Source organism: Sulfurimonas sp. (assembly GCF_026988655.1).
In the GTDB taxonomy this organism is placed as follows: domain Bacteria; phylum Campylobacterota; class Campylobacteria; order Campylobacterales; family Sulfurimonadaceae; genus Sulfurimonas.
In genome coordinates, this window is sequence record NZ_JALSKT010000024.1 from 1 (window position 1) to 17,622 (window position 17,622).

Annotated in this window: 20 protein-coding genes; 10 read left to right on the top strand and 10 right to left on the bottom strand. The window is 34.9% G+C overall.

Annotated elements, in window-relative coordinates; genetic code table 11:
* Window positions 1-265 precede the first annotated feature (265 nt).
* Window positions 266-1,138, top strand: a complete 873-nt coding sequence (locus tag MV052_RS02665) for a GyrI-like domain-containing protein (protein ID WP_297440720.1) — start codon at window positions 266-268, stop codon at window positions 1,136-1,138.
* On the opposite strand, the gene MV052_RS02670 is transcribed toward MV052_RS02665, so the two are convergent.
* Genes MV052_RS02670 through MV052_RS02680 form a run of 3 tightly spaced genes read right to left on the bottom strand, consistent with a single transcriptional unit; the run spans window position 1,100 to window position 3,976 of the window.
* A complete protein-coding gene (locus MV052_RS02670) occupies window positions 1,100-2,011 on the bottom strand; it encodes a tetraacyldisaccharide 4'-kinase (protein WP_297440722.1) in 912 nt (303 codons plus the stop codon). The two genes, MV052_RS02665 and MV052_RS02670, sit on opposite strands and share 39 nt — an antisense overlap.
* A gap of 5 nt (window positions 2,012-2,016) precedes the next feature.
* Window positions 2,017-3,153, bottom strand: a complete 1,137-nt coding sequence (locus tag MV052_RS02675; protein WP_297440724.1) for a DegT/DnrJ/EryC1/StrS family aminotransferase — start codon at window positions 3,151-3,153, stop codon at window positions 2,017-2,019.
* A 16-nt stretch (window positions 3,154-3,169) separates the two neighbouring features.
* A complete protein-coding gene (locus MV052_RS02680) occupies window positions 3,170-3,976 on the bottom strand; it encodes an NAD+ synthase (RefSeq protein WP_297440726.1) in 807 nt (268 codons plus the stop codon).
* Between the two features lie 231 nt (window positions 3,977-4,207).
* Here MV052_RS02680 and MV052_RS02685 point away from each other — a divergent pair, with 231 nt between their 5' ends.
* Complete coding sequence (locus MV052_RS02685) at window positions 4,208-6,049, top strand: HD domain-containing phosphohydrolase (protein ID WP_297440728.1); 1,842 nt, start codon at window positions 4,208-4,210, stop codon at window positions 6,047-6,049.
* On the opposite strand, the gene MV052_RS02690 is transcribed toward MV052_RS02685, so the two are convergent.
* The gene (locus MV052_RS02690) at window positions 6,046-6,861 is read right to left on the bottom strand and encodes a ferritin-like domain-containing protein (RefSeq protein WP_297440730.1); all 816 of its coding nucleotides are present in this window, start codon (window positions 6,859-6,861) and stop codon (window positions 6,046-6,048) included. The genes MV052_RS02685 and MV052_RS02690 overlap by 4 nt on opposite strands.
* 40 nt (window positions 6,862-6,901) lie before the next feature.
* Here MV052_RS02690 and MV052_RS02695 point away from each other — a divergent pair, with 40 nt between their 5' ends.
* Together MV052_RS02695 and MV052_RS02700 are read left to right on the top strand one after the other, a co-directional pair.
* Window positions 6,902-7,495 carry an MBL fold metallo-hydrolase gene (locus MV052_RS02695; protein ID WP_297440732.1) on the top strand — a complete coding sequence of 198 codons (594 nt, stop codon included), beginning with the start codon at window positions 6,902-6,904 and terminating at the stop codon, window positions 7,493-7,495.
* 11 nt (window positions 7,496-7,506) lie between these two features.
* Window positions 7,507-8,103, top strand: a complete 597-nt coding sequence (locus MV052_RS02700; protein ID WP_297440734.1) for a class I SAM-dependent methyltransferase — start codon at window positions 7,507-7,509, stop codon at window positions 8,101-8,103.
* 8 nt (window positions 8,104-8,111) lie between these two features.
* Here the strand turns inward: MV052_RS02700 and MV052_RS02705 are convergent, their stop codons facing one another.
* Both MV052_RS02705 and cmoB read right to left on the bottom strand, forming a co-directional pair.
* Window positions 8,112-8,612, bottom strand: a complete 501-nt coding sequence (locus MV052_RS02705) for a PaaI family thioesterase (RefSeq protein WP_297440736.1) — start codon at window positions 8,610-8,612, stop codon at window positions 8,112-8,114.
* Window positions 8,612-9,514, bottom strand: coding sequence for a tRNA 5-methoxyuridine(34)/uridine 5-oxyacetic acid(34) synthase CmoB (cmoB, locus tag MV052_RS02710; protein WP_297440738.1), 903 nt, complete (start codon window positions 9,512-9,514; stop codon window positions 8,612-8,614). Before cmoB ends, MV052_RS02705 begins: the two co-directional genes overlap by 1 nt.
* Before the next feature lie 52 nt (window positions 9,515-9,566).
* Here cmoB and MV052_RS02715 point away from each other — a divergent pair, with 52 nt between their 5' ends.
* A complete protein-coding gene (locus MV052_RS02715) occupies window positions 9,567-10,463 on the top strand; it encodes a cation diffusion facilitator family transporter (protein WP_297440740.1) in 897 nt (298 codons plus the stop codon).
* A 3-nt stretch (window positions 10,464-10,466) separates the two neighbouring features.
* On the opposite strand, the gene MV052_RS02720 is transcribed toward MV052_RS02715, so the two are convergent.
* Window positions 10,467-11,498, bottom strand: coding sequence for a tRNA pseudouridine(13) synthase TruD (locus MV052_RS02720; protein WP_297440742.1), 1,032 nt, complete (start codon window positions 11,496-11,498; stop codon window positions 10,467-10,469).
* Between the two features lie 17 nt (window positions 11,499-11,515).
* Complete coding sequence (locus MV052_RS02725) at window positions 11,516-12,346, bottom strand: bifunctional riboflavin kinase/FAD synthetase (protein WP_297440744.1); 831 nt, start codon at window positions 12,344-12,346, stop codon at window positions 11,516-11,518.
* 242 nt (window positions 12,347-12,588) lie between these two features.
* On the opposite strand from MV052_RS02725, the gene MV052_RS02730 reads away from it, so the two are divergent.
* Window positions 12,589-12,834, top strand: coding sequence for a CopG family antitoxin (locus MV052_RS02730; protein ID WP_297440746.1), 246 nt, complete (start codon window positions 12,589-12,591; stop codon window positions 12,832-12,834).
* Window positions 12,835-12,849: 15 nt separating this feature from the next.
* Here the strand turns inward: MV052_RS02730 and MV052_RS02735 are convergent, their stop codons facing one another.
* The gene (locus tag MV052_RS02735) at window positions 12,850-13,557 is read right to left on the bottom strand and encodes a TlyA family RNA methyltransferase (RefSeq protein ID WP_297440759.1); all 708 of its coding nucleotides are present in this window, start codon (window positions 13,555-13,557) and stop codon (window positions 12,850-12,852) included.
* Window positions 13,557-15,509: an NAD-dependent DNA ligase LigA gene (ligA, locus tag MV052_RS02740; RefSeq protein WP_297440748.1), complete on the bottom strand. Its 1,953-nt coding sequence runs from the start codon at window positions 15,507-15,509 to the stop codon at window positions 13,557-13,559. The genes MV052_RS02735 and ligA overlap by 1 nt, the downstream gene beginning before the upstream one ends.
* A gap of 55 nt (window positions 15,510-15,564) precedes the next feature.
* Here ligA and MV052_RS02745 point away from each other — a divergent pair, with 55 nt between their 5' ends.
* The 4 genes from MV052_RS02745 (at window position 15,565) to MV052_RS02760 (ending at window position 17,621) form a co-directional block, all read left to right on the top strand.
* On the top strand, window positions 15,565-16,599 hold the full coding sequence (locus MV052_RS02745; RefSeq protein WP_297440750.1) for a coproporphyrinogen III oxidase: 1,035 nt from the start codon (window positions 15,565-15,567) through the stop codon (window positions 16,597-16,599).
* Window positions 16,600-16,667: 68 nt separating this feature from the next.
* A complete protein-coding gene (locus tag MV052_RS02750) occupies window positions 16,668-16,940 on the top strand; it encodes a hypothetical protein (protein WP_297440752.1) in 273 nt (90 codons plus the stop codon).
* Window positions 16,924-17,271: a hypothetical protein gene (locus MV052_RS02755; protein WP_297440755.1), complete on the top strand. Its 348-nt coding sequence runs from the start codon at window positions 16,924-16,926 to the stop codon at window positions 17,269-17,271. The genes MV052_RS02750 and MV052_RS02755 overlap by 17 nt, the downstream gene beginning before the upstream one ends.
* A 5-nt stretch (window positions 17,272-17,276) precedes the next feature.
* Window positions 17,277-17,621, top strand: a complete 345-nt coding sequence (locus MV052_RS02760; RefSeq protein WP_297440757.1) for a TraR/DksA C4-type zinc finger protein — start codon at window positions 17,277-17,279, stop codon at window positions 17,619-17,621.
* Window position 17,622: the final 1 nt, after the last annotated feature.

Genomic DNA, 17,622 nt, shown 5'->3' on the forward strand with positions numbered 1-17,622 from the left:
TTTTTTATCTGAATATTGAATTTTTAGTTCACCCATTTGGTGACTCCTTATCAGCTCTCTTTTATCTCGGCTCTATAGTACTTTTTATTGGTTTAAACTTTCTTTATTGCATAATTTGGGTTAAAAAGAGGGCTACTACTTCGTTGAAAATCCTTTAAGCTACTAGTAGCTCATGCGGAATTTCGCCTTGTATTAGCCCTCTTTTTAAGCTTCTGAAATTGGGGTTATTTATGGAGAGGTACTTATTTATGCTATTATATATTCTATGAAAAAAGAAACATTGCACAAAAGACTTAAAATAGCAAACGACATTATGTTTTATATTTATACAAATATTGACACGCATATTGATGTTGAAGAGCTAAGTCAAGACCTCTCAATCAGTAAGTTTCATATGCAACGGGTTTTTAAAGAAGTATTTCATCGAAATATTTACGAAAGCATTCGAGCCATTAGACTACAAAAAGCATCCAATCTGCTCTTAACAAATAGATACTCAACAATATCCAACATTGCAAATATGTGTGGCTATAGTTCACAATCTTCTTTTATCAAAGCTTTTAAAGCTAGATTTTTTATGACTCCAAAAGAGTGGAAAAATGGTGGTTTTAAAGAGTACTCATCAAAACTACTTAATGATTATCGTAAACAAGGAAATTTCACTCAAATATTTGAAAATTTAGAACCTCAGATCCTTACCATGGAACCTATTAAAAGTTACTACATTAGAAACCATGGCTATATTGAAAAAAATATTAAAGAGAGTTGGCAAAAACTCTATGCCTGGAGTTTTAGCAATAATATTCAAGAGTACAAACACATTGCACTCTTTCATGACAACCCTACAATTACACCACTCATTGAATGTCAGTATGTAGCATGCATTGCAACAAATGAAAATGTATTAAGCGATAGATTACCAAATTTTGTAATTGCAGGTGGCTTATATGCAAAATTTGACATTCAAGGAAAAAAGGGAGAATTTTTACATTTTATACAATGGGTCTATCACAAATGGCTACTAGAAAGTGAATACGAAACATGCACAAAACCTGCCTACGCTATTTATCATAAAAACAAATATTTGCGTGATGATGATTTATTTGATGTGAGCTTCTACCTTCCTATAATTTTTTAAGGAAATATTTATCAAATCAATATCAAGATCAAGCAAAGACAAAGGCAGTCCAAAATCTTCAATTTTTACATAATCTTTCAAAGTTACAAGTAAACTATCGCTCTTATCCTTGCGTAAAATTGTTTCAAGTTCCTCTTTTGTAAAACTATGATGATCTTCAAAGTAATTTTTACTCACGACATCAGGTAAGTATTTATCAACTCTTTGTGGTCTTGCTATGGCAGTTACAAAAGACATTTTTTTCCTTGGATTTTTCACTCTAACAACTCGTTTAAAATCAACACCATCTTCTACAACAAGAGCACCTTTGCCTTGCCACAATTTTTCCCTATAAGGTCCAGATGGTAGGCAAAATTCATTCTTTGTTTTTACATTTATCAGAATATCATGCTTTTTGATGTTATGTTTTGAGTAGGCATCATCCAAAAAAACAATTTCACATCCTAACTCTTTGGCTTTATTTATAGCTATTTTTCTATCTTCACTTACTATGACTACTGCGTTTGGAAGTTTTTTTGCATAGACCATTGCCTCATCACCACTGCGTTTGACATCACATAAGATGCCATTTTTATCTTTTACGATTATCATACCCTTAGACTCACGTCCATAACCGCGTAAAATAATGGCAGGTTTTTCATAGTGCTCTGCTAGTGCACTGACAAGTGGAGTCTTTCCACTTCCACCTACGGTTAGATTCCCTACGCTAATGATTTTGATACCAAAGTCTTCTGCAGTTATCGACTTAAAACGTAAATACATTATAAAACAATAGAGCCAACTCAGAGGAAATAAAAAATATGAAAGAAATTTTTGAAGAATTTTTGGGTTGTAGAAATACTCTTCAACCCAAAAAACAAGTGCCTTTTTCAAAAGAACTAAACCCTTGTTTTTGCTATTTTTTTAACTTTTGAAATAACAAATTTTACCTCTTCATCACTCATATCTGGATAGATTGGTAATGAGAGGATTTGCTGAAACGAACGAAGTGCCACAGGAAAATCATTTACTCTTAGAGAGTACTTTGATTTATAATATGTTAAAAGATGTAAAGGAATATAATGAAGTCCTGTACCTACCCCCTCTTCTTTTAGGGCAATAGCAAAAGAGTCACGGTTTTTATCAATCTTTATTATATAAAGAGAGAAAGAGTTTTCTTCATTATCCATAGTCGGAATAGTTACATGCTCAACGCCAGCAAGTCCTTCTCCGTACATTTTTGCTATCTCTTTTTTTCTTTTTATTCTCTTGCTTTGCTCTTTTACCTGCGCACGTATATATGCTGCGTTTAGATCACTTAAAGCATAATCATTTCCAATATCCACAACATCATAAATATATTCTAAAGCATTGTCATCACGTACTATAGCATGATTAGCGATAAGTCTTGCTCTTGCCATTAAATCTTCATTGTTTGAAGTAATCATACCACCATTACAGATATTTTTCTTCAAATGCGGTGAAAAATTAAAACAGGTCATATCTGCACCCGTAGCACCAATCTTAACACCTTTATATGTTGCACCTAGTACATCACTAGCATCTTCAACAACTTTTATATTGTAAATTTTTGCCATATTGTAAACTCTCTCCAAGTTAACCGGAACATTCCCAATATGTGTAATAATTACAGCTTTAAGTTTTTTTGACTTGTTCTCTTCTAGATAGTTTTCTAGTTTTTCAACATCAATAATGAAGCTTCCCTCAGCTATATCTATAAAAATAGGTTCAGCATCAAAATGACGAACAACTTCAGGAACGCTTGGATGTGCATTTACACTACATAAAACCTTATCTCCACGTTTGAGATCAAGTGCAAGCATTGCCAAATGTAGTGCTGATGTTCCATGTGAAGTCGCTAGCGCATAATCACTTCCAACATATTCTTTAAACTCTTCTTCAAGTTCTGCAACTTGATTGATATCTTCACCATCGAGTGCATCACTTACATTTGAGTGGGCTCCTATTGAACTTTCATATCTATGAAAAGGTACTTTTACTTTTTTTGTTGGCATTTACTACTCCTCTTTTTTATAATGTTATATCTCTTGGATAATTAAAATCATGTCCAAGTGTTCTAGATGTTAGCTTGGCAATGACTGGCATCTTTCTCTTAAAATGATTTCGAAAAATCTTTTTTATTATCATATCTAGCATTACTTCGTCTATCCCCTGCTCAATAACCTCTTCACGTGATAAACGTTCATCAACATAAAGCTTCATTGCCGCGTCAAGCTCAGCATAGGTATAACCCAAATCATCCTCATCACTCTGTCCATCCCACAAGTCAGCAGAAGGCGGTTTTTGGATAATGCTCTTACTCACTCCAAGATAACGAGCGAGTTCAAATACTTCACTTTTATATAGGTCGCCTATAGGATTCACAGCCGAAGCCAAATCCCCATAAAGCGTTCCATATCCAAGCATAAGCTCACTCTTATTACTCGTACCTAAGACTAAGGCATTTTCACGTGCAGAGATGTCAAAAAGTGTAGACATACGCATACGAGAAGAAAAGTTTCCTTTTCGTAAATTATCCAAATCAGGATTCATTTTCTCATATGCTTCAAGCATTGGAGATATAGAACACGTCACTGCGTTTAGATTAAAATCTCTACAAAGCTCATCAGCATCATCAAGCGAACTTTTGGAAGAATACTGTGAAGGCATTTTTACACAAAGTAAATCATCTTGAAAAGCTTTATGGGCTAGTACTGCTACAACAGCAGAATCAAGTCCACCACTTAAACCGACAACAACCCTATTTATGCCTGTCTTTCTCACTTCAGTATCCAAAAAAAGTGTCAAGTAGTCAGTAATCTGAGAATATTTGCTCATAATATATTTTAAACCTTTAAAAGTTATTAACAAATGAGATTATAACTAAATTTTGTAACAAATATTTTTTTAAGAAAAAATTTAACATTTTTGTAACTAACTTATATTATACTTCTAAAATAATTATACTAAATAAATAAAGGCTCTCTTATAAATTCACCCATAATATCTAGATTAAAACTGTTAGTATTTTTACCTTTAATTATCATTTTCATTGGATTTATTCTTGTTATGATTGATAGCTATAAAGAGCTTAAAGATTTTACTGTGCTCAAAGAAAACACCGCAAAGATACAAGAGATATCAATGCTTATCAATTCACTTCAAAAAGAGCGTGGATACAGCAGTGGTTTTCTTGCTTCAGATGGAAAAAACTTTAAACATAAACTTTTATTGCAACAAAAAACTACTGATTTTAGAAATAAAAATTTCAAAGAGATTCAAAGATTATCAGATTTACGAGGAAAAATTAACTCTTTTTCCATTCCAGCTTCCGATGCATTTAACAGATATACACTCCTTATTAATTCTTTATTAAAAAGTTATTTATTCTCAACAAAAAATATAAAAAACAGTGAAATTGAACAAAAATTTTATTCTTACACACATCTTCTTTATATGAAAGAGGCTCTAGGAAAGATCAGAGGTTCCCTCAATGGCATCTTTTCTCAAAAGTCACAAAACCATCAACTTCTCATCACTGCAATTCATGCAAAAGGAGAATATGACCTTGCAAAAGAAAAATTTTTAATTTTTTGTGAAAAAAATATTCTCCAATCATTTGCACATATTCTTAAAACACAAGATTATATTTGGTTTACACAAATATACAGCAGATACACACAAAAACCAAACGCAGTAATCAGTGTCAATCCACAAGAGTGGTTTCAGAGAACTACAGCGATAATAGAAGCGCTAAATTCAATAGAAAAACAAAAATTTCAAAGTATTAATCATAGCATTACACAACATATACACCAAGCAAAAATTGAATTTGCAATCAACTTCCTTTTCCTTGCGGCTCTTTTTATCATCATAACTGCACTTGGTTTAATGATAAAAAACAACATTGTAAGAAATATTCAATTGTTACAACAATATAAAAATGCAGTTGACAGAAGTAGCATAGTTTCTAAGACAGATAAAAAAGGGAAAATTACTTATGTAAATGATAAGTTTTGTGCAATCTCAGGATATATGGCAGAAGAGCTTTTAGGAAAACCTCACAATATCGTTCGTCATAAGGATATGCCAAAATCAGCTTTTAAAGAGATGTGGGAGACAATTTTAGATAAAAAGCCATGGTTTGGCATCGTAAAAAATAGAAAAAAAGATGGTGAATTTTACACTGTTGAAGTAACTATTAATCCTATTTTAAATGAAAAAGGTGAGATAGAAGAGTTTATTGCTATTCGAAATGATATTACAGAAATTGTAAAACTCTCTCAAGAGATAGAAGAGACGCAACAAGACATTATCCTCAAGATGGGAGAGATTGGAGAGACAAGAAGCCAAGAGACTGGCTTTCATGTCAAACGTGTTGCACTTTACTCACAAATACTTGCAAAACATTATGGTCTAGCTGAAAAAGAGATTCAATATCTTACTATAGCCTCTCCTATGCATGACATAGGAAAAGTTGCCATACCAGACAGCATTCTAAACAAAAATGGAAAACTTACACAAGATGAGTGGAGTGTAATGAAAACACATGCTGAAATTGGCTATGAGCTCTTTAGAAATTCTGAGAGAGCGTTACTCAAAACTGCTGCTATCATTGCGTATGAGCATCATGAAAAATATGATGGAAGCGGTTATCCACGAAATCTTAATGGTGAAGATATTCATATATATGGACGTATTACTGCTCTTGCAGATGTTTTTGATGCACTTGGCAGCGAGCGTTGTTACAAAAAAGCTTGGGAAGATAAAGAGATTTTCACCCTTATCGAAGATGAAAAAGGAAAACACTTTGATCCAAAACTTGTTGATATCTTCTTTGAGCATCTTGATGAGTTCTTAGCAGTAAGAGACAAGTATACTGAGCAGAGCTCATTTATGAAAGAGAATTAACAAACCTCTTTTTTAGCCATGATTTTAAGTTCATCGCAACTAAATCCAGCTTCTTTTCTTGCTTGAATATTTAAGTTGTCAGGTCTTAAAAAGCCTCTTGGATAGTATTTTTTTATAATTTGAAAAAATACATCTGTTGAAAGATTTTCCTCTTTACAAGCGTAAGTAAACCAAATATCACCTTTTTTTACATGGTCTATCTCTTCATCCAAAATCACTTCAAGATTTATTATGATTTTTGAAAGCATTTCACTTTTTGGCATTTTTTTAAGTTTTTTGAGTATCATCGGTGTAGCATCAAGTCCATTGGCTTCAAGATAGCGTGGCACTACTGCCATCCGCTCAACAAGTGTTTGTGTTTTTTGACTTGCTTCAAAAAGTGCGTCATGCACAGGCAGATCCCCATACACTGCGTTTAGCTCATGCAGTAGTTTTTCAAGCATCAAAAAGTGCCGTATCTCATCATCGGCAACCTCTAGCCAATCATCATAATAGGCTTTTGGCATTCCTACAAATCTATACGTACCATCAAGAGCTAAATCAATGGCAGAATACTCTATATGCGCAATAGCATGCAAAAGATTTATCTGTCCCTCTTTTGCAGTAAGATTACTGCGTTTGGGAACATTTTGAGGTGGTACAGTTTGACATATCTTTGTATAAGAAGGTTCTGTAAACTCTTTGGGTGTAAACGCAGTCTCAAATACAACATTGTCATTTTTATATGCCTCATAAAAACGACTAAAACGGCTTATCTTTGTTGCGCTATCTTGAGCTTCAAGTATTAACTCTAATTCTTTAAAAAAATTCATAACGACATAATGCTATAATCACAATAAAAAAGAGATTAGAATGACTATAAAGAAACAGCCTATGGGACCGTATCAGACAAATTGTTACATCGCGAGTGTTGATGGCAAGGATTTTATCATCGACCCGGGAGTCGGTGCTACAGAGTGGGTTTTAGATAATGTTACAAATCCTGTGGCAATCTTAAATACACATGGACATTTTGATCATGTATGGTCAAATGCAGAGCTTCAAGAAAAACTCGGTATCAAACTCTACACACCAGAAGGTGACATTCATCTCCTACAAGACAGTGGCTGGATGCCTGACCTACCCCCTTCAACTCCTGATGTCGCCATTCAAGGTGATGAAGAACTTGATTTTGATGGTACAAAAGTCAAATTTCGTCACTTTCCAGGACACTGCCCAGGATGCTCAACCATAGAAATTGAGGACGCAATGTTTAGTGGAGATTTCATTTTTCAAAGAAGTATTGGACGTACCGATTTTCCTTATTCTAGTCCAGAGGATATGAAAAAATCACTACAAAAGTTTAAACTTATTCCTTACGATAAAACAATTTATCCGGGACACGGAGAAAACACAAGTATAAAACAAGAGCAACAATACACTGACTACTGGATAAATCAGTTCTAAAAAGGAGAAATATGCAAGATCATTTTCAACATAAAGCACAAGAGTGGGATAAGGGTGATATCCGTGTAAATGGAGCCAAAACAATAGCTGATGCTATCAATGAAAGCATAAAACTAGACAAAGAGATGGAGATACTTGATTTTGGTGTGGGTACAGGGCTTCTTGGCTTTAGCATCGCGCCACAGGTCAAGAAAGTCTATGGAGTAGATACTTCAACAAAAATGCTAGAAAAATTACAAGAAAAAAATACGCCTGATCTGAGCATAGAAGTATACAACCAAGACATCATAAAAAAACCCATAGACAGAGAGTTTGACGGACTTATCAGTTCTATGACTTTGCATCATATAGAGGATTTGGATGCTTTTTTTGCAAGAATTTACAAAAATATCAAAAAAGGTGGTTTTATCGCTATCGCAGATTTAGAGAGTGAAGATGGCACATTTCATGCAGACAACACAGGAGTTTTTCACTTTGGATTTAAAGAAGAGAAGCTTCTAAACGCAGCAAAAAAAGCAGGCTTTAGCGACACTGCGTTTAGAAACATCAATACAATTCAAAAACCACATCGTGACTTTGGAGTTTTTCTTTTTACAGCTAAAAAGTAGTCAAAACCCTACTCTTCTTCACTAGGCGTACCGCTATTACTTTCTTCTTCATCTAAAAGATGGAGTTTTAAGACATGTCTTTCTGTTATGACTGTTTTAAACTCTCCCTCAAAGACTTTTATATCTAAGACAAAAGCTTCAACATGAACATTACGTTTACGACCCTCTTTATGACGTACACGAGCTATAACCTTTACTTCATCATGCAACTTAACAGGCGAAAGAAACTGACAATCACTTGCAACAAGCACAACATTTCGTTTATTTACCGCAAGCATAGCAGCATAATCAGCTGAACCAAAAATAAATCCGCCATGTATCAATCCTTCTCTATCAGCAACCATCTCACTTATCGTTGTTAAACGCAGCTCAACATAACCTTCTTCAAGCTTTATGATTTCACCATTGAGGTTTTGATTTACAAGCTCATGTGTTTGAACTGCAACAGGCTCTTTTTCATCCTTATACTCTTCTATTTCTAACTCTTCATTATTTGTATTTTCAGCCATTAATTTTTATCCTTTATTAGTTTTACATATACTCTTTGTGGTGCGGGATATCCCTCAACCGTTTTTGTGTTATCATTTGGGTCTAAAAAGTCCTCTAGTGACTGCCCTTCTATCCACTCAGTCTTTCTCTGTTCTCCTGTGTCCGTTACAGAAGTCTCAAGTATTTCAAACGCAGTAAACCCAGCTCTCCTGCACCAATGCTCAAGAGCTTTTATGGTAGGTACAAAGTAAATGTTTGGTATCTTTGAGTAACTCGATTCTGGACACAGAGCCATCTCTTCTTCTCCGTCGATATAAAAAGTGTCTAGTATCACTTCACCCTGCTTATCTAGCCCTTTATAGAGTGACTTGAGCATTGCAACAGGGTCACTTCGATGATACAAAACACCAAGACAAAAGATAGTATCAAACTTCTCTTCATAAAACTCTAAATGTTCAACACCCAAAAGCTCATACACTATCTCACTTTTCACAAAATGGTTTATAAAGTCAAACTGTGTTTTATAAACCGGTGAGGGGTCAAATCCTACTAAAGATTTTGGTTGATCTTCTTGCATACGAAACATATAATAACCGTTGTTACACCCTATATCGGCAACTCTTTTATCTTTTAAATCAAAATGTGGACGTAAAAGATTATACTTTACAAAACTTTTCCACTCTGTATCTATGAAAAGTTCACCTAAAGCAAAAGGACCTTTTCGCCACGGCATAAGCATCTTTGCGACATCATAAATTTTTTCTTTACCAAAATCACCATTAATCTTGATTGTATCACAAAACTCTACTGTACACTCCACATCTTCAAGGCTTTGTACTGCTTCACGTAATGGAGCAATATTTTTCCAAGCCATCCATCTTTCACGTTCTTTTCTTAGATTATTTATATTCATTTTAATCACTGTATTAGCTAAATTTTACTATAATTGTACCTAAATATTTCAAAGGTTTTAAATGCGTATAGAAAAAAAAGCGACTGTTGTTTCAAGCAGTGTTGCAGCAGTCCTCGTTTTACTCAAATTGACTGTCGGTATTTTCAGTGGTTCTATTGCCGTTTTAGCTTCTGCCATAGATAGTTTGCTGGACTTAACCGTCTCTATCTTCAACTATTTTGCTCTTCATAATGCGGAAAAAGATCCTGATGGTCGCTTCCATTTTGGTAGAAGTAAGTTAGAACCACTCGCGGCTGTCATAGAGGGAACTATCATTTCATTCTCAGCAATTTTTATCTTATATGAAGCTATTACAAAGATTGTACATCCTAGAGATATGAGTCATATGAGTGAAAGTATCGCTGTTATGGTTGCCTCTTTTGTCATTACAGGTTTTTTAGTTTTTTTCCTCTCTTATGTAGCGAAAAAAACGAAAAATATGGTCATAAAAGCTGATGCTCTACATTATAAAACCGACCTCTTTTCAAACGGTGCAGTTTTGTTTGCTCTTGTAGCCATTCATTATACTGGGGAGCAACTTATTGACCCTATTCTTGGTATTGGTATCGCTATATATATGATTTATTCTGCTATTCCTATTGTCAAAGAGGGAGTTTTAATGCTTCTTGATGCTTCTTTACCGAAAGAAGAAGTGAAAAAGATAGAAGAGATTATAGAAAATGAAGAAGCAATTATGAACTACCACTTTTTAAGAACAAGAGAGTCAGGTTCTCATGTCTTCATCTCATTTCATGCTGTTTTTAATGTCAGTATTTCACTCTATGATGCTCATGTGATTGCTGATAGAGTTGAAGCAAAGATTAAAAAAATATTTCCAAAAGATAAAAAAGTACATATTTTAGTTCATATGGACCCTTACGATGATTCAGATATGAATGAAGAAGAAGAGGAGTGGTAAGTCTTACCTTTTAGACTTAGCACCTTTTTGTTTTATCACTTTAGCTTTGAAGTTTTTGTTTGCAATGTTTTCTAAAAATACTGTTGCGTATGAACCTTTTGGCAGTGTAAATGCAACATTCAAAATATCAAAATTATTTTTATACTTAAACTCTATATCAGATGGAAAAACAAGTGCTTCACGACGAAGCCCTTTATCATATAAAAACTCATCATCATATTTTTCTTCTATCGCTTTTGCTTCACCTCTGGCTCGATACACATCACGTCCAGGTAATAGCCCTGTAGGAACCACTTTATGTGCCTCAAAATCTTTTTGTGCTATCTTTTTTGGTGTAAAGAGTTTACCTTCGCTTGAGAGATAAATATCACCCTCTAAAAGAAGAAACTTTGAGTCATTTTTCTCACGGCTTAAGATAACACGCTCTTTTAGCCAGTCATTAAAGTAAACACTTTGATAGATAGATATCAAAAACTTCTTGAGCTTTGCATCAGCTATATGTAAGTCACCGCCTATCATTGCTTTTGCTTGTTCTACCGAGTCTTCATTGCGTCCAAATCGTTGATACCCAAAGTAATTTGGCAGTCCGTTTTTTTCGCTCTTTCGTGCAAGCTTTTCAATCTGCCCTGCTTCTATCTGAGAAACACCAAAAAGATTGATGCTAAAACGATTTCCCACCAAGTCACCCATACGAATAGAGTGTGTATGTCGCGTTGCGTTTAGTATCTTAATCTGGGGATGTTTAAACTTTTTAAGCAGTTTTTCAAATTTTGCTTCAACAGATATATACTGTGTTGTTGTTGCATGTTTATCTTTTAGTCCTGCATAGCCTATTTTTTCAGCAGGAATGTTTAAAAACTCTGCAAACGCAGCTATCATATCCCAAGTTGTCATTTCAACTTTTTTGATATGGTAGATTGCAAAATTTCCATTACCTTTAAAATGTATTGGGATTTCATCCACGATAAAATCATCTTTATTTTGTTCAAATTTAAAATGTATTGTATTTTTATTTTCTAGATATTCTCTGTTCAATTTTTACCTTTACTGTTTTATAAAGCTAAGCGCCCAAGTTCTTTGTTGGCTTTTGCTATATCTCTTTTTATCATCTCTTTAAGCTCTTCTAAAGAGTCAAACTTCTCATTGTTTCGTATAAACGCTACAAAACTTATGCTTGCTTTTTCTTTGCATACTACTGCACCATCAAGTATATGCGTCTCAACGGCAAAGCTACCGTCAGTTGTCACGCGATGCCCTATAAAACTTACAGAAGGATGAAAATGTTCTTCCTCGTCCAAACGTGTCAATGTTACATACACACCCTCTTTTGGAAGTAAAAAACCTTCTACCTCTAAGTTTATAGTAGCTACAAGCTCTTTAGATCCTAGACCCTGCCCATCTACTCTGTGACCTTCAATAGTATAGTTATACCCTAGAAACTCATTTGCACCTTTGATATCACCCATCTTTAGTTTTGCACGAATTTTATTTGAATGCACTGAGTCATTGTTGTGCTTCACTTCTTCTATCACAACAACCTCCCCATCAAATATCTTTTTTAAATCTTCAAAAGAGTACTTTCTATCTTTTCCAAAATGAAAATCATACCCAACAACTATCTTTTTGAGTTGTGGAAATTTAACTTTCAAAAATTTTACAAAACCCTCACCATCAAGATGGCGGATCTCATCTAGTTTGAGATATACTATAGGATGATTTGTGTGCTCTTGTCTTGTACCATTAGGTGTTAAACAAGCATAACCATTTTCTATCACAACTATACAACTTTGAGCATCAAGCGCACGAAAAAGTGCCTGATGCCCAATATGCATACCATCAAAACCACCGATAGCAATCGAAGTAATACTGTTATTCGTGTTCAATTTCTTCTAACTCCAAGGTCAATTGATTTTACAACATATTTCTATTGTATCTGTAAGTATATCTAAAGATATTTCATTTTTGGAAATAAGAACAAAATCAAAGATATTTTTTTGATTATTAAACATCACAATAGTTAAAGGACATTATGTCCTTCTATTACGATATTTATTGCCAAAAAGGAGATCTTGTATTTAAGAATACTAATACAAAAAATGTAAAAAACTCAATTCAATTGTAATTTATGAAAGCTGAAGAATTTGATAAGATATTTGATGATAACGAAGAAGATATCATTGAATACCTTGATTTATCTACAATAAGAAGACCCAATTTGGAACCAAAGAGAATAAATATAGATTTTCCTACTTGGATGGTTAAAAAACTTGATGAAGAAGCACAACATATTGGAGTAAGTCGTCAAGCTATCATTAAAACGTGGTTGGCTGATAAAATTATGCAAATTGAACATCATAAAGTAGCTGGATAACAAATTTGAATATGCCTATTTATGAAAGTAATAACAATACTCTAAATTTCCCTCTTTCCCTGTAAGGCGTGAAGGAAGCTTTTGAAGTAAATTCCAGCCTTTGAGCCGACAAGCATCTTCAAACTTTATCATGGCATTTGCTATTGCTTTTTTATCTAGTACTACACCATTTTTATCACGTTTCACTTCTCGTCCAACTTCAAACTGCGGCTTAAAAAGCAGTATAATATCTTGACTTGCAAGGCGTTCAACATCATCTAAGATGTAAAATAGTGAGATAAATGCAACATCACTCACTATCAGATCAAATCGCTTCTCACTTGTAAACTTGCGTATATCACAGCCCTCATAAACATTCACTCGAACATCTTTACGAATGCATTTATGCAGTTGGTCATGTCCAACATCTACACAAGTCACCTCTTTTGCACCTCGCTCTAAAAGCACCTGAGTAAAGCCACCCGTTGAGGAGCCGATATCTAAAGCCTCTGTATCTTTTACATCAAATTTTATCTCGTCTAAAAATTCATCCAACTTAAACGCAGCTCGAGAGACATAAGCCTTATACTCGGCAACACGTACCTCATCACCCTCTTGAACTCTAAACGCAGCCTTTTTGATGACTTTGTCGTTTACACTTACAAGCTCTTCTTTTATGATGTTTTGTGCTTTATTACGGCTATCTACGAAATCGTTTTCTACCAAATAGTTATCTAATCGCATCATTGAATGAGCTCTTGCATTTCTTCTTCATTTAAAGTTGCCACACCTAAACTTACAGCCTTATCATACTTACTTCCGGCATCTTCTCCGTAGATAACAAAGTCCGTTTTTTTACTTACCGAGCCTGACACTTTCGCGCCAAGTGCTTCTAGCTTTTCTTTTATCTTCCCACGTGATTCGCTCATTGTTCCTGTTAAAACTACAGTTTTACCTTTAAAAGGGTTCTCTTGTGCCTCTTCTTGTTGCTCTGGTTCCACTGGCTGTAAAACCTCAACAAGCTTACTTACCGTTTCATGATTTACTCGTAAAAACTCTAAGAATGATTCCGCCATCTCTTCACCAATGCCTTCTATCTCCAAAAGCTCTTCTTTTACTGCGTTTACAAAGTTCAAACCAAATCTTTGTGCTATCATTTTTGAAGCAACTTCTCCAATATGCTCAATCCCAAGCGAATTGATAAGACGCCAAAGCTCACAGCCTTTTGCACTTTGTATTGCTTGTAAAAGATTTGTCGCTTTTTTCTCTTTAAAGCCTTCAAGTGCTAAAAGTTTTTCTTTGTTTAAGTCAAACAGATCAAGTACACTTTTGACTAATCCCGCACTAAAGAGTTGCTCGACGATTTTCACGCCAAGTCCGTCGATATTAAGACACTGTTTTGAAGCAAAGTAGATGATGGAGTTGACAACTCTTGCCTCACATCTTAAGTTTTGACACTTTATCAGTACCTCTTCTTGAAGGAGCTCGCTTCCACAAACCGGACAGTTTTTTGGTCGCGCAACTTTGACTTCATTACCAGTTCGCTCCTGCGTTAATACCTTAATGATTTTGGGTATAACATCCCCACTTCTTAAGATAATAACCTTGTCAAAGATACGAATATCTTTTCTATCAATCTCATCAAAATTATGCAGTGTCGCACGCTCCACGATGACACCATCTATCTCTGTGGGTTCGACAATAGCCACAGGTGTCACAACACCAGTTCTACCAACTTGCAGCACAATATCTTTTACAGTGGTAATCTTTTCAACCGCAGGAAATTTATATGCTACTGCCCAACGAGGTACTTTGACCGTATAGCCCATATCTATCTGCGCTGCTATTTCATTGACTTTTACGACCATACCATCAAGCATCATCGGATAACTCTCACGTTCTTCTTTCATCTGTTCATAGATAGCTTCTATCTCATCAAAACCTTTTGTAATGCGGCGAAGTGGTGGCTCACGAAAGCCAAGCTGATAAATGTAGCTCATTTTTTCACTGAGTAGTTTATGACTCAGTTCATTTACTCCAACACCATAAGGTAAAAAAACAAGATTACGTGTAGCGGTAATACTAGGATCAAGTTGTCTTAAACTCCCAGCAGCTGCGTTTCGAGGGTTTGCAAAGAGTTGTTCTCCTGCTTTGAGACGCTGGGCATTTATCTTCTCAAACTCATCTTTAAATATAACGACTTCACCACGAATTTCTATGCGTTTTTTATGTTCTATAGTCAGAGGAATTGAGCGAATAGTCTTCACATTTGGTGTGATCAGCTCACCAACTGTACCATCCCCTCTTGTGATACCTTTAAGAAGCTCACCATTTTCATAGATAAGATTAAGCGAAGCGCCATCATACTTAGGTTCACAATAAAAAGTGACATTTTTATCTAGTCTGTAGGTTTTTTCTAGCCATTTTTGCAGTCCATCTGCATCGAAGATATCTTCAAGCGACCACATACGTGAGAGATGAGGCTCTTTTGTAAAACCTTCACTGATGACATCACCCACACGCTGCGTCGGCGAGTTTTTCAAAATATCCTCAGGATGTGCCTCTTCATACTCCACAACTTTATGATAAAGCTTATCATAGCCCTCATCGGTCATAATAGGGTCATCTAAAACATAATAATGATAAGCCCAAAGATTAAGTGTTTCTACTGCGTTTATATATTCTTCTTTATTCATATGCGAATTTTATCTGAAAGTTGCTAAAATTATAAAAAATAATAGAGAAAATAATATGAATATGATAATGGCAAACTCACAAGAGGCACAAGATGCTTATAAACTTGTACGGGCTTTACAAAAAAGATTTGTAAATCAGCTTAATGAACTGAGCAAAGAGCTTGGAGAGAACAAACCTTACGAAGAAGTAACTTGGCTGCGTGACGGGGGTCTTCACGGAGGAGGAAGTCGTTTTGAAGCGCGAGATGCACAACTCTTTAATACCGCAAGTGTCAATGTCTCTCAAGTGCATTATGATGAAATTCCAGACAAAAACCTCAAAAGTGCAACAGCAATCTCTACTATCATTCACCCAAAAAATCCAAATGTACCTTCCATACATATTCATATTAGCTTGACAGAGCTACGTGATGCGCCCTCATATTGGCGTATCATGGCGGACTTAAATCCAAGTATTTTTAATGAAGAGGATAGAAAAACTTTTGATGATGCTCTTCGCACTTTAGCAGACAAACGCTACGATGAAGGTGCTAGCCAAGGAGACAAATACTTCAACATTCCTGCCTTAGAGCGAACGCGAGGTGTTTCACACTTCTACCTTGAAAACTACAAAACCATAGACAAAGCTTCTGACGCTGCGTTTGCACAACAGTTTGGAGAAGGTGTCATAGATACCTACACTAGCATTGTAAAAAATGCTCTCCAAACACGCACAACAATCACCCAAGAAGAGAAACAAAAACAGCTCGAATATCATACGCTCTATCTTTTTCAAGTTCTAACACTTGATAGAGGTACAACTTCAGGCTTACTCATTCACAATCAAAATGATGTCGGCATCATGGGCTCTCTTCCATCACATATAAACAAAGCACTACTCCTTTCATGGAAAGAAAAAGTACCAAAACCACAAGATGAGCTTGTACAAAACATCGCAGATACCGTAGCAGAAAATGGCGTTGTAGATGTAGCGACAAAAGAGAGATTGGCTCAAGTGGTGCGAGAACACTACAAAAAACACCCCCAAGCCCTCAGTATGCAAGCAAGCGGAAACACCACTCCTAGCACTGTCGCAAACCATAAGGAATAAATTTTAATTGACTTATCTAGATGAATATTATATACTATTGTAAAACATAATTATATAAGGAATTGTTTATGCACAATATTTCTCAATTAGAAAAACAACAAGTTGGTTTGCGATTACCGAAATATTTAATAGAAGAGATAGATGCTTTTACCAATCAGTTTTCTATTAATAGAACTGATGTAATTACAGAAGCAATATCTTCATACATTAGTACACAAAAAGCAAATATATTTTATCAAGAGTTTGACAGTAGCTGCAAAGAGTTAAAAAATTCACTAAGTAACAATGGTGAAGATTCTTTGAAATCACTTGATGAGCTCATAGATGACCTTGAACATTAAAACCCTTAGCTCCTTTAACAAAGATGCCAAGAGACTCTTTAAAAAATATAAACAGCTCCCAAATGATTTAAAATTATTACACAAAGAGTTGTTAGAAAATCCGAAATCAGGAATAGAATTAGCTCATAGGTGCTATAAAATAAGAGTTGCTAATAGTTCAATTCCCACTGGTAAAAGTGGAGGATTTCGAGTGATTTATTATTATATTGACGCTATGCAAAATATATTTTTAATGAAGATGTACTCAAAAAGTGAACTAGAAAATATTGATGATGATATAATCTTAAATATTTTAAAAGAGAATGGATTACTAGATAACCTAAGAGAATAATACAAATGACAATTACAGAGAAACAAGAATTAAAAAATATTATTGAATCGCAAATGGCAACACTTTCTAAGGAGTTGGCATATCTACAAACACAACTCAAACCTGTTGATAAAGAGTGTTCACTAGATAATGTCTACCATGCAGGCAGACACCAAGAACAAAACATCATCTTTCACAGATTTCAAGAGTACACCAAACGATACAACAAGCTCATGGCAACACTGAATAAAGTTGAGCGCGAAGATTATGGTGTTTGCAAAGAGTGCGAAGAAAATATCTCCATAGAGAGACTAAAGCTTATACCAGAATCAGAGTACTGCATTGATTGCATGAATGAGTTAGGATTATAGA

Coding starts and splice junctions, on each gene's coding strand:
- MV052_RS02735 (WP_297440759.1), bottom strand. CDS start 13,557: ATGCGATTAGATAACTATTTGGTAGAAAACGATTTCGTAGATAGCCGT.
- MV052_RS02665 (WP_297440720.1), top strand. CDS start 266: ATGAAAAAAGAAACATTGCACAAAAGACTTAAAATAGCAAACGACATT.
- MV052_RS02745 (WP_297440750.1), top strand. CDS start 15,565: ATGAATATGATAATGGCAAACTCACAAGAGGCACAAGATGCTTATAAA.
- MV052_RS02760 (WP_297440757.1), top strand. CDS start 17,277: ATGACAATTACAGAGAAACAAGAATTAAAAAATATTATTGAATCGCAA.
- MV052_RS02715 (WP_297440740.1), top strand. CDS start 9,567: ATGCGTATAGAAAAAAAAGCGACTGTTGTTTCAAGCAGTGTTGCAGCA.
- MV052_RS02750 (WP_297440752.1), top strand. CDS start 16,668: ATGCACAATATTTCTCAATTAGAAAAACAACAAGTTGGTTTGCGATTA.
- MV052_RS02680 (WP_297440726.1), bottom strand. CDS start 3,976: ATGAGCAAATATTCTCAGATTACTGACTACTTGACACTTTTTTTGGAT.
- MV052_RS02685 (WP_297440728.1), top strand. CDS start 4,208: ATGATTGATAGCTATAAAGAGCTTAAAGATTTTACTGTGCTCAAAGAA.
- MV052_RS02695 (WP_297440732.1), top strand. CDS start 6,902: ATGACTATAAAGAAACAGCCTATGGGACCGTATCAGACAAATTGTTAC.
- MV052_RS02700 (WP_297440734.1), top strand. CDS start 7,507: ATGCAAGATCATTTTCAACATAAAGCACAAGAGTGGGATAAGGGTGAT.
- MV052_RS02705 (WP_297440736.1), bottom strand. CDS start 8,612: ATGGCTGAAAATACAAATAATGAAGAGTTAGAAATAGAAGAGTATAAG.
- ligA (WP_297440748.1), bottom strand. CDS start 15,509: ATGAATAAAGAAGAATATATAAACGCAGTAGAAACACTTAATCTTTGG.
- MV052_RS02690 (WP_297440730.1), bottom strand. CDS start 6,861: ATGAATTTTTTTAAAGAATTAGAGTTAATACTTGAAGCTCAAGATAGC.
- MV052_RS02730 (WP_297440746.1), top strand. CDS start 12,589: ATGAAAGCTGAAGAATTTGATAAGATATTTGATGATAACGAAGAAGAT.
- MV052_RS02755 (WP_297440755.1), top strand. CDS start 16,924: ATGACCTTGAACATTAAAACCCTTAGCTCCTTTAACAAAGATGCCAAG.
- MV052_RS02675 (WP_297440724.1), bottom strand. CDS start 3,153: ATGCCAACAAAAAAAGTAAAAGTACCTTTTCATAGATATGAAAGTTCA.